The following is a 14946-nucleotide window of genomic DNA, read 5'->3' as shown; positions in this document are numbered from 1 at the left end:
TGTTGCGGTGAACATACGGCCAACATGGGCAGATCTGTGATTCGTCGCCGGTTCGTTCCTTGGCTGTTCCAAAGGTTAACGGAATCGTTCAAATGCGATGCAACCGTCGAGCAGGAATGGATATGCGAATGCATCCTGGAGGAAAGGCGCTTCCGTTTCCGCCTGGATGTCAAGTCATGAAATGGCCGGGAATGGTTAACGGTCGAGGCCGCATTGTCGATGTGTGGCAGACTGTCGATACCGTATGTGGTGACACGAAAGGCGCCGGACGGAAGATATAGCCGTGAACAAACAGAAAACAGAGCAAGGTCAGTGATTCGTCGCTGATTCGTTCCGTGGCTGTTCCGGAAGTTAATGCGGCCTCTGGACTCTCCTGCAAAAGATTAAGGAACCCTTTGGAATGATTAACAAATCATAAACCTATCGACGTGACGAGGCGACGTCGACCCGGTTTGCAGCCATGCCCCGGCAAAGGTTAACGGCAATCGGCGATTTGGCGACGAGTATCGGGATCGGGATTCAGTATCTGGTGGCGCCGGTCCGGCAAAACCCCATATCTTGGGGTGAACAAAACCTGAATCACGGTGAGTCATTGATTCGTCGCCGATTCGTTCCGTCACTGTTCCAATGGTTAAACACCGGGTAACCGGCCTGTTTGATATTTGCCCCTGTTTCGCCTGTCTTGATGTGGTAGACAACAGCCGTCTTGAGCTAGATACGGACGTTAATGCCCGCTTTGCGCAGCCATCCTTCCAAACCCCTGATCTTGTCCGGACGCGGTGTGACCGCCGTCCTCGGCCCGACCAATACCGGCAAGACCCATTTTGCCATCGAGCGAATGGCAGCGCACGGGTCAGGCGTGATCGGGTTGCCGCTCCGGTTGCTGGCGCGCGAAGTCTATGGCCGCATGGTCGAAAAGGTCGGCGCCAGCCAGGTCTCTCTCGTCACAGGGGAGGAAAAGATCTCGCCACCGGGTGCCCGCTATTCCGTCTGCACCGTCGAGGCGATGCCGCAGGAAACCAACGCCGCCTTCGTCGCCATAGATGAAGTGCAGATCGCCGGCGATCTTGAGCGCGGGCATGTGTTCACCGACCGGATCCTGTCGTTGCGCGGCCGGGATGAAACCCTGCTGCTGGGCTCAGCAACGGTGCGCGGTATTCTCGAGCAACTGCTGCCCGGGATCAGCGTTGTGGAACGGCCGCGCTTGTCGGAACTGCATCATGCGGGTTCGAAGAAAATCACCCGGCTGCCGCGGCGCTCGGCGATTGTGGCCTTCTCGGCGGAGGAGGTTTATGCCATTGCCGAGCTGGTGCGGCGTCAGCGCGGAGGCGCCGCGGTGGTGCTGGGGGCCTTGAGCCCGCGGACGCGCAATGCGCAGGTCGAGCTCTATCAGAACGGTGATGTCGATTATCTGGTGGCGACCGACGCCATCGGTATGGGGCTCAATCTCGATGTTGATCACGTGGCCTTTGCCCAGGACCGGAAATTCGACGGCTTTTCCTACCGGCAGCTGACGGCCTCCGAGTTTGGCCAGATCGCCGGGCGTGCCGGACGCCATTTGCGGGACGGCACGTTCGGAGTCACCGGTCAGGTGCAGCCGCTGCCGGATGATCTGGTGCAGCGGCTTGAAAGTCATGTTTTCGAGCCAGTCAAGATCCTGCAATGGCGCTCCAAGCAGCTCGATTTTTCCAGTCTCGGTGCGCTGCAGGACAGTCTGGAACAAACGCCCGGAGTTCCCGGCCTGACCCGCGCCGTGCCGGCGGTGGACCAGCGCGCCCTTGAGCACCTGGTCAATGATTTCGAAGTGCGGGACCTGGCGAGCACACCGCAGAATATTGCCACGCTGTGGGACGTGTGCTCGCTGCCGGATTATCGTCGTATCGCGCCGGCGCAGCATTCCGATCTGATCGCCACGATCTATCGGGATCTGATTCATGCTGGTACGGTTAATGAAGACTTTTTGGCCGAACAGGTCCGCAGAACCGATTCTACCGATGGAGAAATCGACACATTGTCGGCCCGGATATCACAGATCCGGACATGGACTTACATTTCCAACAGACCTGAATGGCTTGCCGATCCGACACACTGGCAGGAAAAGACGCGCGAAATCGAGGACCGATTGTCCGATGCGTTGCATGAAAGGTTGACGAAACGCTTTGTTGACCGCAGGACATCTGTGCTCATGAGGCGCCTGAGAGAGAACGTGATGCTCGAAGCTGAAATCAGTGTAAACGGTGATGTCTTTGTTGAAGGTCATCATATTGGACAATTAGCCGGATTCCGCTTTATGCCGGATACGTCGGCAGACGGACCGGACGCCAAGGCGGTTCTGGCGGCAGCGCAGAAAGCGCTGGGGCTCGAATTCGAAGCGCGGGCGGCGCGTCTGCACGCCTCGGGCAATTCCGATTTTGCCATCGGCGCGGACGGCACAGTGCGCTGGCTGGGCGATCCGGTTGCCAAGTTGGCGACGGGGGACCACATCCTCAAGCCGCGCACCATCCTGCTGGCCGACGATCAACTGAGTGGCGGCGCCCGCGATTTGGTCGCGGCGCGGATCGACCGCTACGTCAATCATCACATCGCCACCGTGCTCAAGCCGCTGGACGATCTGACACGGGCCGAGGATATCGATGGCCTGGCGCGTGGTCTGGCGTTCCGTCTGGCGGAGAGCCTTGGTGTGCTGTTCCGCCGCGATGTGTCGGAAATGATCAAGGATCTCGATCAGTCGGCGCGGGCAAGCCTGCGCAAATACGGCATCCGCTTCGGCGCCTATCACGTCTTCATGCCGGCGCTGCTCAAGCCGGCCCCAGCCGAGCTGGTGACGCTGCTGTGGGCGCTCGCCAATGACGGGTTCACCAGGCCCGGTTATGGCGACGTGACACCGCTGCTGGCGGCGGGCCGCACTTCGGTGGCGACCGATCCTGGGATCGATCGGGAATTCTATCGTCTGGCGGGCTTCCGGTTTCTCGGCAAGCGCGCGGTGCGTATAGACATTCTCGAGCGGCTGGCCGATCTGATCCGCCCGGCACTGCAGTGGAAGCCCGGCGCTCCTGGCGCGCGCCCGGAGGCAGCCTATGATGGTCGCCGGTTCATCACCACGACCGGGATGCTGTCTATTCTCGGCGCGACGCAGGACGACATCGAGGAGATTCTCAAGGGACTTGGCTATCGCGCGGACGCAGTCGCTGCTGACGAGGCGCAAAGCCATCTGGCAAGTCTTGACGCGGCGCTGGCCGGAAGTTCCGCACCCGACAGTGCGGGGCCCGTGGTCGAAGTGGTGGTTTCGCGAACAGCAGCCGATCGCCCTCACAAGCCGGACGCAGTGATCGCGCAGGGCCCGGCAGAGGCCGAAACCGCTGTGTCGGACACGGCTGCAGCCGACAGTGTAGCCGATGCGACACCCCGTCAAATTCTCGGCGAAACCTCCGGTGAGGCGACGGCTGAGAGCCATGTTGACGCGTCTGCGCCTGTGGCGGATCCGTCAGAAAAGGCGGAGCAGCCTGCGCTTGCGGCCGCCGGGGAAGCGCCGGTTTCTGCCGCGCCTGAAGCGGATGTCGTTGCGGAAGCATCTGCCGAGCCAGAAGTGGTGGAGACGCCACGGCCGATGCTGTTGTGGAGACCTGGCGGTCGTCAGGATGGGCAACGCGGTGCGAGACAGGCGCCTGGCGAGGGCCGGGGTCGGCGGGACGGCCGCAATCGCAATGCACCGGCGGGCGACCAGTCCGCAGGGGAAGCCGGAGCCGCCGGAACCGATGGTGCAGGCCGTCCGCACAAGGGGCATCGCGGAAAGTCCGCCCACCACGGCAAGGCTGGGGCCGGCAGGGGTGGTTTCGGCAAGGGTGGACCGGCCAGAAATGCTCCGGCCAAGGGCGGCGGCGATACAAATCGCAATGAGCGGGCTCAACGCAAGGAGCGGCCGATTGATCCCGATTCTCCTTTCGCGGCCTTGGCGGCCTTGCGCGACAAGCTGAAGAAATAGGACTGGATCAGGTGAGCCAACCGGAACGACAGCGTATCGACAAGTGGCTGTTTTTCGCGCGCATCATCAAGTCCCGGACACTGGCTGGCAAATTTGCCGCCGCAGGCAATGTCAGGGTCAATGGCGAGAAAATCGATCAGGCGCGGTTTCCGATCAAGCCGGGAGACACGTTGACGATCAAACAGGAGCGGCGTGTTGTCGTGCTCAGGGTGCTTGGAACCGGCCATCGCCGTGGCCCGGCGCCTGAAGCGCAATTGCTCTACGATGACATCACGCCCAAGCCTGTTGAAGCCGCTGCAGCGGAGGCCGGCGCCGCACAGCGTGAGCCGGGCGCTGGCCGGCCGACCAAGCGGGACAGACGAAAAATGGATCAGTTCCGCAATTCCGATGCCGGCGCATGAATCTGTCTTGACTGGGGCGCGATTGGAGACGTTCATTTTAAAAAGCCGCGCTGCGGGAGCGAGGTTTGCCCTTCGCCAAATCCCTGCGGCGATTTTGCAGAATCTGAAGTCTTGCAATACGCCTTTAAAGCCGGTACCTCACCGCCGTTGTTCGCTACAGCGCCTTGATCGCCACTCGATCGCGTGGGTTGCTGTAACGCTCTGAAATAATGCATGTATTGCCGACTCAGACTACCCGATCGCGACATGCATGGAGCCTCAGGAGAGACGTATGACCTATGTGGTGACCGACAATTGCATTCGCTGCAAATACATGGACTGCGTCGAGGTATGCCCGGTGGATTGCTTCTACGAGGGGGAAAACATGCTGGTCATCCATCCTGACGAATGCATCGATTGCGGGGTGTGCGAACCTGAATGCCCGGCCGAAGCAATCAAGCCTGATACCGAACCGGGGCTGGAAAAATGGCTTGAGGTCAACACCGAGTATGCCGATAAATGGCCGAACATCACCATCAAGCGTGATGCGCCTGGTGACGCCAAGGCGTTTGACGGCGAGGAAGGCAAGTTTGAAAAGTACTTCTCAGCGGAGCCGGGTGAGGGCGACTGATCGCTCTTTATACGGGTGATCCCTTGTTGCGGCGCATCGTTTCTTCCAGTGCGCTGCGGGATGGGGACTCAAATCACGGGATGTTTCGTCGCAGCCTGCTCGTTTGCCTGCGCAAATCATTGAATTACACCAATTTTTGTGATACATAGTGTATTACTGACATCTTCAAGGCGCCGCCCGGGCGAAACAAGAAGCAAAAACGGAAGCAAACGTCCCTTACAGTGGTGGCCTTTTCCTTGCAGCGCGATGCTGGCGGGATGCCATATTCCGCGCGGTGTCGTCTGCAGTTCTTGCCTTGTCCAGCTTTTGATTGGCGTTGTCAGTGCGATGGGCCTGCCGGCCGTCGCAGGACCGGCCCGGGCAACCCATGCTCGGCTCCCAGTGTCCGTTTCCGTAACAGGGAGTTTTGAAACGTATGACAATCCAGCAAAAAAAGCCTTCACAGAGACAGGGTTTCAAGATCGGTGAATCGATTGTCTATCCCGCCCATGGCGTTGGACAGATTGTTGCAATTGAAGAGCAGGAAGTCGCCGGCCACAAGCTTGAGTTGTTTGTGATCGACTTTGACAAAGACAAGATGCGGCTCAAGGTGCCCGTCGCCAAGGCGTCGACAATCGGCATGCGCAAACTGTCGGAAACCGATTTCGTCGAGCGCGCATTGAAGGTTGTTCAGGGCCGGGCCCGGGTCAAGCGGACCATGTGGTCGCGCCGTGCGCAGGAATATGATGCGAAGATCAACTCCGGCGATTTGATTTTGATCGCGGAAGTGGTCCGCGATTTGTACCGCGCAGAAAACCAGCCTGAGCAGTCCTATTCGGAACGCCAGCTTTATGAAGCTGCGCTGGACCGGATGGCGCGCGAACTCGGCGCCGTCAACAAGATGTCGGACACCGAAGCTGTGCGTCTGATCGAGGTCAATCTCAACAAGGGTCCGAAGCGCGGCAAGGCCAATGATGAAGAGGGCGCGCAGGAAGAAGCAGCCGCATAATCTTCCAGCCGTATTTTCAGTACCAGGCCCGGGTCGCGCAGCGTGTCCCGGGCTTTTTCTGTTTCTGGCGCCCTGCGGCGAGAGAAACTGCCTGATCCGAAGCGGCGCGGCGCGCAATCGGTGGGGCAGGGTTGCAGTGCCGTTGTCCGCTACTCTGAAACAACGAATCCAGCTGGATTGGTCGGATTTTCATCGGAACCTTTGGCGTGTGAACGGCTTTAACAAACAGTGTTTGGTTTGCTGGAGCACTTTGGAGGGCAGATCACGGCGAATTCAACCGGCGTGATGATCCGTTTCGGACTTGCGGGCGTAAGGTAGGATGATCAGTCGACAAGACGGGAGAGTGTCATGAAAGCGTTGAGCGCAAACAGGCAAATGGTGAGAGCCGCTATGGCGGCCCCCTATCTCGAACGCGACGAAGAGCACGATCTGGCTGTTCGCTGGAAAGACAACAAGGACCAGGAGGCTTTGCACCGGATAACCATGGCGCATATGCGGCTGGTTATTTCGATGGCATCGAAGTTTCGCAACTACGGGCTGCTGATGAGCGATCTGGTCCAGGAAGGCCATGTTGGCTTGCTGGAGGCGGCGGCGAGATTTGATCCGGACCGGGACGTGCGCTTCTCGACCTACGCCACCTGGTGGATCAGGGCCTCGATACAGGATTACATTCTGCGAAACTGGTCCATCGTTCGCGGCGGCACCAGCTCGGCGCAGAAATCGTTGTTCTTCAACTTGCGGCGATTGCGGGCCCGGCTGGCCCAGGATGATCCCTCTCTGAGCAAAAGCGCAATCCACCTGCAAATCGCCAGCACCCTGGGCGTTCATGCCAAGGATGTTGCCGTTATGGATGCACGATTGTCCGGTTCGGATCCGTCGTTGAATGCGCCGATGTCGGATGGAGAATCTGGGGCTTCGTCTGACCGGATCGAGTTTCTCAAGAGCGATGAACCTTTGCCCGACGAGCAAGTGTCGATGATCATCGACGAGGAGCGCCGCCATAGCTGGCTGGGCGACGCGCTCAACACCCTCAATGCGCGCGAACTGCGCATCATTCGGGAACGGCGTCTGGCGGAAGATGGTGCAACGCTGGAATCGCTCGGGTCGGCGCTTGGCATCTCCAAGGAACGTGTGCGACAGATTGAAAGCCGCGCGATTGAGAAACTCCGCGCGGTGATGACGGCTGACGCGCCGGAAATCGCCAGTCTCTGACGGACAGCCGATCGCGCCGATCACGGGCTGGTTTTAACGGTCGCTGACGATCTTGACCCTTTGCCCCGGTACCGGCGTGGCGCCGGGCGCAATCGCATTGAGCAACCGGAACAATTCGACTTTGCGCTCGACACCGACCATCCTGGCCGCAAGCGATGCCACAGTGTCTCCGGAGCCAACGGTGACAATGCGAATGCGCAAGGGTTGCAGGGCCTTGATCTCGCGGGAGGACATCTTCTTGAATCCGGCGCGGACCACCGACGCCGTGGCGTCGAGATCGCTGCTTCCGCGCTGGGCGGCAGTGAGGAACCGGTAAATGCGGTCCTTTAGCCTGATGATCGTAATGTCAAAATCCCACTGATCAGCACTGGCACGGGCGATGACGGCCGGGAGCCCGTTGAGGCGGGTTTGGCGTATGGTGCTGGCATCGAGGCCGGTGACCCACCCGCTGGCGATATAATCTGTCAACGACTGCCGTCCATCATCGGTCACGCCATCAAAACGAATCGCCAGATCGCGCGGGCCGGTGGCAAGAACGGCGTCGGCATTGTTGTCGATACGAAAGCCATCAGGAACCCTGAACTTTATGCCCAGAACAGGATGCAGGAACTCGGTGCCGCGCACATAGCCTTCATTGGGGCTGTCGCCGAACAGCAAGCCGTCAATGCCGTCGAGATAATAGTCGCGGCCGCGATCACCCACGCCTTCGGGGCCGAAGGCGCGAGCGTGGTTTTTCGCCAGTTCGACGCGCTGTGGTGCATTGGGATGGCTGGCGAGGAAATCGAGGCTGGCGTCAGCGTCAGGATCGACCGCACTGAAACGCTGATTGGCATTCATCGATTCGAGAAATCTTGGGGCGGCGTAAGGATCATAGCCCGCTTGCCCCAGCATCCTGACCCCGATCACGTCGGCCTGAAGTTCCTGATTGCGGGAAAAGGCGGCAAGGGACAACTTGCCGCGCGCGACCACCTGGCGTCCTGCAATCGAATTGGAGAACAGTTCCTGCGCCACCTGGCCGGCGATCTCAACTTCCTTCTCACGGCGCTGGCGTTCCAGCCCGTGGTTGGCGGTCACATGCGCCATCTCATGCGAGAGCACTGCGGCGACCTCAGAGGCGTCATTGGCCAGCGACAAGAGCCCGCGGGTCACGTAGAGGTAACCGCCCGGCAGGGCGAAGGCGTTGACAGCGGGGGAGTTCAGCACCGAGATGCGGTAGGCTTGGCTCGGATTCTCCGATACCAACGTCAAAGCGCCGACGATCCGCGCAACCAGGCGTTCCGTCTTGGCGTCGCGGTATTCGCCGCCATAGCTTGCGATGATGCGCGGATGTTCGCTCGCCCCAATCCGGGTACGGGGATCGGAGGCGGCGGAATTTTCAGCAGTTTGCGGGGTAGTGGATGGCTTGATCGTCGGTTGATAAACATCAACCCCGAGTGTTTCGCAGCCGGACAACAGCAAAACGCCACCTAGCATCGCCAGTGCGATGCGGAGTTTGTTTCCGGACGATGGTTTCATCTTTGGGTGGGGCGCTGTAATGTCTGCCATGGTCCGGAGTGTTGGTTTATCTTATTGATGCCGGGACGGAGGCTCGAGGCTTTACCCAAACCAGGAACTAGCGTCTCCGTGTCTACCCCAAAAAGCGCCTGTTCTCCACTGGCAAACGCTTACGTCCAAAATATGGCGGAATTTCAGGTTTCGCCCGTGCTGCCTAGATAAGCGTCAAGTTCGGGCAGGTCACGACGCTCGAAGAATCCGTCTGAGGGCGCATCAGCCGCGATCCGGCCTTTGGCTATGAAAAGGATTTGATCCGCTGCGGCACGCGCTTCATCCGGGTCATGGGTGACCATCAGCACGGTTGCTCCGACCTCGGCCCGGATTTCCAGCATCAGCCCGAGCATGTCTGCGGCGAGGCCGGGGCCGAGACCGTCAAAAGGTTCGTCGAGCAGCAGCAGCGGACGCCGGCGGGCGAAGGCGCGGGCAAGGGCAACCCGTTGACGTTCGCCTCCAGACAACGTGCCCGGCATGCGGCGACCGAAACCGGCGAGGCCAACGCGCTCGAGTGCTTTGTCGACAGTCGACCAGGCCGGCTGATCGAGCCGCAAAGCCGGATCGAGTCCAAGGCCGATGTTGGTCCGGATATCGAGATGGGCAAACAGATTGTTATCCTGGAACACGATGGAGACGCCACGCCCGGATGGCGGCAGGCCGTTGATCGACCGGCCATCCATGCAGATTACGCCTGAATCAGGGACCAGAAACCCGGCAGCCAGATTGAGCAGCGTCGATTTGCCGGCGCCCGAGGGCCCCAGAATGGCGGTCACGCTGCCTGGATGCCGCTGGAAGGAGAATTCCGCCCTGAGGTCTCCGATCCCGTAGACAACCCGGTCAAACATGATGGCAGGGGGTTGGGTCATTGTCCGGTGGTTCCGTTGCGATTGCCGAGCCGGTCGGCCGCGAGCATCAAGCCCATTGTAAGCCCCCCCAGAAGCAGCGCCAGACCGGCGGCGTCGCTGGTGCGGTAGCTTCCCAGTTTCTGGTAGAGAAGCCACGGCAGGGTGACGATGCGATCGCTGCCAAACAATGCAATGGCGCCGAGGTCACCGAGAGACAGGGCAACGGCAAAGACGAAGCCGGTGACCAGCGGCAGCCGCAAGGCGGGGATGTCGATCTGCCAGAGGCGGGAGAACCCGGTGATGCCCAGCGACAGCGACAGGCGGCCGTTGCGCTGCATCGCGCTGAGATGGGCCGGTTCGATCACCCGCATGACGAAAGGCAGCGCCATCAGCGCGTTGACCGTGACAATGACCGCCAAGGGCGCCAGCATTTGCCCGACGCCACCGCCGAGCATCAGGAACCAGCCGGCGCCAAGCACAACGGGCGGCACAAGAAGCGTCAGCGATGATGCTGCGCCGGACAGAGCTGACAACAGGCCGAGCGCTGGCGAAGCTGATCGGTCGGCGGCGGAATAGCGGGCCCGGACCAGCAGACCGGCGAGCAGCACCGACAGCAATGCTGCGGCAACGCCTATCGACAGACTGGTCGTGGCAGCCCGCCAGAACTGCGGATCAGCGAGCAGCCGGCTCAGATCCGCCTGCAACCCGGAGATGATCACAGCCACCATCGGGGCACCGACGAAGACCCCGGCCACACCGATGAGAACGGCGTCCGGCAGCGCGTGCAGACCGTGCGGCGCATCGGGACGGCTTGTGCTTCCGCCCTTGGTGTCGCCGGGTTTGGACGGCGCCGAGATGAGCTTGAGGCCCAACATCACCGCCAAAGTCAGCCCCACCTGAATGGCAGCCAGCATCAACGCCCGGCCGGGATCGAAATCAAACCGCAGCGCCTGGTAGATTGCGACTTCCAGTGTGGTGGCTGCCGGGCCACCGCCCAGGACGAGGACAAGCGTGAAGGATGTGGCGCACAGCATGAACACAAGACCAGCCGCGCCGGCGGCGGATTGGCGCATGGCCGGCCACTCGATCAGCCGGAACAGGCTTAACCCACCCATGCCGAGGTTGGCCGCGGTCTTCCAGTATTCTGGTGGCAACCGCTCGAGGCCGGGAAGAATGAAACGCACAGCCAGCGGCAGGTTGAAAAAGACATGAGCGATGAGAATGCCGCTCAGGCCATAGATCGAGAATGGAGTCTCGACGCCGAGAAGGCCGAGCCCCTTGTTGGCGATCCCATTGCGGCCCCAGACCTCGATCAGACCGAGAGCTGCGACCAGTGGCGGCAGGCCGAGGGGCACGGCAAACAGGTTGATCAGCCAGCGCCGCCCCGGGAAAGCGGGACGGCGGGCCAGAGCGCGGGCCAGAGGAACGGCCGTGGCGAGGCTGAGAATCGTCGATAACCCGGCCTGCATCAGCGTGAACCGGGTGATCCGCAACAGGTACTCGCCCTGGCTGGCTGACAGGCCGGTGCCCGCGCCTTGAGCGACCAGCACCAGCACCGGCACCGCCAGGGCCAGGCCGATGCACAGCAGGGCGGCAAGTCCGGCCGCCCGTGCTGCGCGATGCTCGGTCCGGGTCAGCATGGCCGCGGGATCAACGGCTCATGGCGTCGAGCCATTCATCAATCCAGGCGGCGCGGTTTTCAGCCGCGTCCTCAGGCGAATAGAGGAAGCTCTTTTGCGGAGACACGAGGGTTGAGAAGGCCTCGGGCAGATCGATACTGGTGGCCGCGACGGGCATCATCCAGTTGTTGGTGGGGATCTCGTTCTGGAAACCCGGCGTCATCATGAAGGACAGGAACTGACGGGCCAGTTCCTTCTCGGGCGCATGGGCCAGCAAGCCCGCCACTTCGATCTGCAGATAATGCCCCTCGGCAAATTCGGCGGCCTGATAGCGGTCTGTCTCCTCGGCCACCATGTGGTAGGCGGGCGAGGTGGTGTAGGACAGAACCATCGGGGCTTCGCCAGAGGTGAACAGGCCATAGGCTTCCGACCAGCCCGGGGTGACTGTCAGCACGCGCTTGGAGAGCTTCTCCCAGGCAGCTTTTGCATCGTCGCCATAGACCGACTTCATCCAGAGCAGCAACCCAAGGCCCGGTGTTGACGTGCGCGGATCCTGGATCACGATCTTGTCGCGGGGATCGCCCTCGACCAGATCCTTGAGGCTGGCAGGCGGTGCAGAGATTGCCTCGCTGTCATACACCACGGCAAAATGGCTGTAATCGTATGGGATGAAGACAGTGTCGCTGAAGCCGCCGGGAACGGAAACCGATTTGGTTTCAAGCCCATGCGGCTCGAACAATCCGGTGTTTTTGGCTTCGGTGACAAGATTGGTGTCAAGTCCCAAAACCACTCCCGCCCTGGCTTTCTCGCCCTCGAGCTTGAGGCGGTTGAGAAGGGCCACGCCGTCAGCGACACCAACCCATTTCAGGTCGCAATTGCATTCGGCTTCAAAGGCTGCTTCGATCTTGGGACCGGGTCCCCAGTCGGAGACGAAGCTTTCATAGGTGTAGACGGTCAGCGTCTTTTCGGCGCTTGCGGCCGGAGAGCTGCTGAACGCCAGCATGGTTGTCAGAGCAACAGGTAGAACATGAGATATACGCATTGTTGGCGCCTCCTTGAGCATGACTGGATAGGAATAGGCGCATGGAGCACGTCTAATCCCTCCGCCGGTACAAACCGGATCAGGTTCTTCGGGTTGACCATCTGGTCTCTCAGTGCGGCAGAACGCCGGACACCCCGTTAGAGCAAGGTCACACATAGAATGTCTGCCAGACGCTGGCAAGTCCGGCCAAAGCTGCTATGGGCTTGCCCATGACAACTCATTCAACATTTGCAATCCTGCTCGGCGGCGCGCTCGAGATCGATGATCGTGTCCGCGCGCTCACACAGGGTGCACGCGCCATCGCCGCGGATGGCGGTATGGTCTATGCCGAAGCTCTGGGGATGACCCCTGAACTCTGGGTTGGCGATTTCGATTCCACGTCGTCGACGCTCATGGAAAAGCATGCCCAAACGGAGCGCCTGTCGTTTCCTGCCGAGAAGAATCTCACGGATGGTGAACTTGCCATTGAGCAGGCGATCGAGCGCGGCGCCAAGCGCCTGGTGCTTGTGGGCGCGTTTGGCGGCGAGCGCACCGACCATGCCGTGTCGCATCTGCTGCAGGCTCTCACCCTGGCCGAGCGCGGTCTGGATGTTGTGCTGACATCGGGGGTCGAGGAAGCATTTCCGTTGCTGCCGGGATCGCGGGAGATCGACCTTCCCGCCGGATCACTGTTTTCCGTGATCGCATTTACACCCCTGACCGGGCTCAGCCTGTCAGGGGTCAAGTATCCGCTCGACAAGGCTGACATTGCATTTGGGGCATCTCGCACCATATCGAATGTCGCCGGCGGTCGGCTGTCGGCCAGCCTGATTTGCGGACGCGCCCTGATTGTCGCCCGCCCTCATGATTATTCCGGAGCCTGAACATGGCACCCCCCATTTTGAAACTTGACGACATCCTGCTTTCGTTTGGCGGCGCGCCGCTGCTCGACGGCGCTGAACTGCAGGTGGAGCCGGGCGACCGGATTTGTCTTGTCGGCCGCAACGGATCGGGCAAGTCGACGCTGCTGAAGATTGCCTCCGGCCAGGTTGAGCCGCAATCGGGCGAGGTGTTCCGGCATCCGTCGTCGACCATCCGCTATTTGCCGCAGGCGCCCGACTTTGAAGGCTTCGAAACGGTTCAGGCCTATGCCGAAGCCGGTCTGGGCCCCAATGACGATGTGCACCGCGTCACCTACCTTCTCGAACATCTGGGACTGGATGGCGAAGCCGATCCGCAGACGCTTTCGGGCGGAGAAGCGCGACGGGCGGGGCTGGCGCGGGTGCTGGCGCCGGAACCGGATATCCTGCTTCTGGACGAGCCGACCAACCATCTCGATCTTCCGACGATTGAATGGCTGGAAGAGGAGTTGCTGCGCAGCCGCAGCGCGATTCTGGTGATCTCGCATGACCGCCGCTTTCTTGAGCGGATCAGCCGGGTGACAATCTGGCTCGACCGTGGCCGGTCGTTGCGGCTCGATCGCGGCTTTGGCCATTTCGAGGCCTGGCGCGACAGCGTGCTCGAAGCTGAAGAGCTGGAGCAGCACAAGCTGGGCCGGCAGATCGAACGCGAAGAGCATTGGCTGCGCTATGGCGTGACCGCCCGGCGCAAGCGCAACATGCGGCGGTTGTCCGATCTCAAGACCCTGCGTGCCGACCACCGCGGTCACAAGGGACCCCAGGGACGGATCAACGCGCAAGTTGCCGAGGGGCGTGAATCAGGCAAGCTGGTGATCGAAGCCGAAGGTATTGGCAAAAGTTATGGCAGCGAGCCGGTGGTGCGGGATTTCTCCATGCGCATCAATCGTGGCGACTGCATCGGCATCATCGGCCCAAATGGCGCCGGCAAGACGACGCTTCTCAAGATGCTGATCGGCGAACTCGAGCCTGACACAGGTTTTGTCCGGCACGGCTCGAAGCTCGACATCGCGGTGCTGGACCAGCGCCGGGAAGTGCTCAATCCCGAGGAAACGCTGGCGCACTACTTGACCGACGGGCGCGGCGACAGCCTGATTGTCAATGGCGAAGCCAAGCACGTCACCGGCTATATGAAGGACTTTCTGTTCCAGCCCGAGCAGGCCCGGACGCCGATTCGCAATCTCTCCGGCGGTGAGAAGGCGCGGCTGGTGCTGGCGCGCATTCTGGCACGACCGACCAACCTGCTGATCCTGGACGAGCCGACAAATGATCTCGACATGGAAACCCTGGATCTGTTGCAGGAAGTCGTGGCCTCCTATCCCGGCACGGTGATCCTGGTCAGCCATGATCGCGATTTCCTGGATCGTACGGTCACCTCGACTCTGGCACCGGCCAACCCGTCGGCTCCCGATGGCCGCTGGATCGCCTATGCCGGCGGCTACACCGACATGATGGCGCAGCGTGGCACCGAGGCGCGGGAGAAAAAGGCGCGTTCCGCCCAGGAGGCCACCGCCCGCGCTGCATCTGCACCAAGCGCCAGGTCACCTGTCCGCGATCCCGCGCGCAAGATCTCCTACAAGCAGAAATTCGCGCTCGAATCGCTTCCCGGCAAGATCAGGGAAGCACAGGCCAAGCTGGCCCGAATCGAATCCGAAATGGCGGACCCGGCGCTGTTCTCAAACGACCCGGACGGATTTACCGCCCGAGCCAAAGCCCACGATGCGCTTCGATCGGATATCGAGAGGATGGAGGGCGAATGGCTGGAGCTTGAGATGCTGCGCGAGGAAATCGAAGGAGCCTGAC

At 61.0% G+C, this 14946-nt stretch carries 11 protein-coding genes and 1 riboswitch; of the genes, 7 read left to right on the top strand and 4 right to left on the bottom strand.

The features are described from left to right. Positions 1-727 precede the first annotated feature (727 nt). From PZ897_RS08055 to PZ897_RS08035, 5 genes are all read left to right on the top strand, one after another. Complete coding sequence (locus PZ897_RS08055) at positions 728-3982, top strand: helicase-related protein (RefSeq protein ID WP_275751495.1); 3255 nt, start codon at positions 728-730, stop codon at positions 3980-3982. Positions 3983-3993: 11 nt separating this feature from the next. Continuing rightward, positions 3994-4383: an RNA-binding S4 domain-containing protein gene (locus tag PZ897_RS08050; RefSeq protein WP_275751494.1), complete on the top strand. Its 390-nt coding sequence runs from the start codon at positions 3994-3996 to the stop codon at positions 4381-4383. Positions 4384-4654: 271 nt separating this feature from the next. Continuing rightward, complete coding sequence (fdxA, locus tag PZ897_RS08045) at positions 4655-4993, top strand: ferredoxin FdxA (RefSeq protein WP_275751493.1); 339 nt, start codon at positions 4655-4657, stop codon at positions 4991-4993. Between the two features lie 415 nt (positions 4994-5408). Further along, on the top strand, positions 5409-5981 hold the full coding sequence (locus PZ897_RS08040) for a CarD family transcriptional regulator (RefSeq protein WP_275751492.1): 573 nt from the start codon (positions 5409-5411) through the stop codon (positions 5979-5981). 348 nt (positions 5982-6329) lie between these two features. Continuing rightward, positions 6330-7193, top strand: a complete 864-nt coding sequence (locus PZ897_RS08035; RefSeq protein WP_275751491.1) for an RNA polymerase factor sigma-32 — start codon at positions 6330-6332, stop codon at positions 7191-7193. Positions 7194-7226: 33 nt separating this feature from the next. Here the strand turns inward: PZ897_RS08035 and PZ897_RS08030 are convergent, their stop codons facing one another. The 4 genes from PZ897_RS08030 to thiB all read right to left on the bottom strand — a co-directional run bounded on the left by PZ897_RS08030 (position 7227) and on the right by thiB (position 12208). Beyond that, positions 7227-8708, bottom strand: coding sequence for a M48 family metalloprotease (locus PZ897_RS08030; RefSeq protein ID WP_275751490.1), 1482 nt, complete (start codon positions 8706-8708; stop codon positions 7227-7229). A 173-nt stretch (positions 8709-8881) separates the two neighbouring features. Continuing rightward, positions 8882-9607, bottom strand: a complete 726-nt coding sequence (locus PZ897_RS08025) for an ATP-binding cassette domain-containing protein (RefSeq protein ID WP_275751489.1) — start codon at positions 9605-9607, stop codon at positions 8882-8884. After that, positions 9604-11226 (bottom strand): thiamine/thiamine pyrophosphate ABC transporter permease, encoded by a 1623-nt coding sequence (gene thiP, locus PZ897_RS08020; RefSeq protein ID WP_275751488.1) that lies wholly within the window; start codon positions 11224-11226, stop codon positions 9604-9606. The genes PZ897_RS08025 and thiP overlap by 4 nt, the downstream gene beginning before the upstream one ends. A gap of 10 nt (positions 11227-11236) precedes the next feature. Beyond that, positions 11237-12208, bottom strand: a complete 972-nt coding sequence (gene thiB / locus PZ897_RS08015; RefSeq protein WP_275751599.1) for a thiamine ABC transporter substrate binding subunit — start codon at positions 12206-12208, stop codon at positions 11237-11239. Between the two features lie 78 nt (positions 12209-12286). Further along, positions 12287-12394, bottom strand: a riboswitch (TPP riboswitch). A 62-nt stretch (positions 12395-12456) separates the two neighbouring features. On the opposite strand from thiB, the gene PZ897_RS08010 reads away from it, so the two are divergent. Together PZ897_RS08010 and PZ897_RS08005 are read left to right on the top strand one after the other, a co-directional pair. After that, a complete protein-coding gene (locus PZ897_RS08010; RefSeq protein ID WP_275751487.1) occupies positions 12457-13110 on the top strand; it encodes a thiamine diphosphokinase in 654 nt (217 codons plus the stop codon). A 2-nt stretch (positions 13111-13112) separates the two neighbouring features. Further along, on the top strand, positions 13113-14945 hold the full coding sequence (locus tag PZ897_RS08005; RefSeq protein WP_275751486.1) for an ABC-F family ATP-binding cassette domain-containing protein: 1833 nt from the start codon (positions 13113-13115) through the stop codon (positions 14943-14945). The last annotated feature ends 1 nt before the right edge of the window (position 14946 follow it).

Source organism: Hoeflea sp. YIM 152468 (assembly GCF_029210485.1).
Lineage (GTDB): Bacteria > Pseudomonadota > Alphaproteobacteria > Rhizobiales > Rhizobiaceae > Hoeflea.
The sequence above is the reverse complement of the archived record's forward strand: the minus strand, read 5'-3'. Positions and strand labels throughout refer to the sequence as shown.

What these genes read in the sequence shown, in the direction of transcription:
- PZ897_RS08005 (WP_275751486.1), top strand. Translation starts at nt 13,113, where the DNA reads ATGGCACCCCCCATTTTGAAACTTGACGACATCCTGCTTTCGTTTGGC.
- thiB (WP_275751599.1), bottom strand. Translation starts at nt 12,208, where the DNA reads ATGCTGGCGTTCAGCAGCTCTCCGGCCGCAAGCGCCGAAAAGACGCTG.
- thiP (WP_275751488.1), bottom strand. Translation starts at nt 11,226, where the DNA reads ATGCTGACCCGGACCGAGCATCGCGCAGCACGGGCGGCCGGACTTGCC.
- PZ897_RS08040 (WP_275751492.1), top strand. Translation starts at nt 5,409, where the DNA reads ATGACAATCCAGCAAAAAAAGCCTTCACAGAGACAGGGTTTCAAGATC.
- PZ897_RS08025 (WP_275751489.1), bottom strand. Translation starts at nt 9,607, where the DNA reads ATGACCCAACCCCCTGCCATCATGTTTGACCGGGTTGTCTACGGGATC.
- PZ897_RS08035 (WP_275751491.1), top strand. Translation starts at nt 6,330, where the DNA reads ATGAAAGCGTTGAGCGCAAACAGGCAAATGGTGAGAGCCGCTATGGCG.
- PZ897_RS08010 (WP_275751487.1), top strand. Translation starts at nt 12,457, where the DNA reads ATGACAACTCATTCAACATTTGCAATCCTGCTCGGCGGCGCGCTCGAG.
- PZ897_RS08030 (WP_275751490.1), bottom strand. Translation starts at nt 8,708, where the DNA reads ATGAAACCATCGTCCGGAAACAAACTCCGCATCGCACTGGCGATGCTA.
- fdxA (WP_275751493.1), top strand. Translation starts at nt 4,655, where the DNA reads ATGACCTATGTGGTGACCGACAATTGCATTCGCTGCAAATACATGGAC.
- PZ897_RS08055 (WP_275751495.1), top strand. Translation starts at nt 728, where the DNA reads ATGCCCGCTTTGCGCAGCCATCCTTCCAAACCCCTGATCTTGTCCGGA.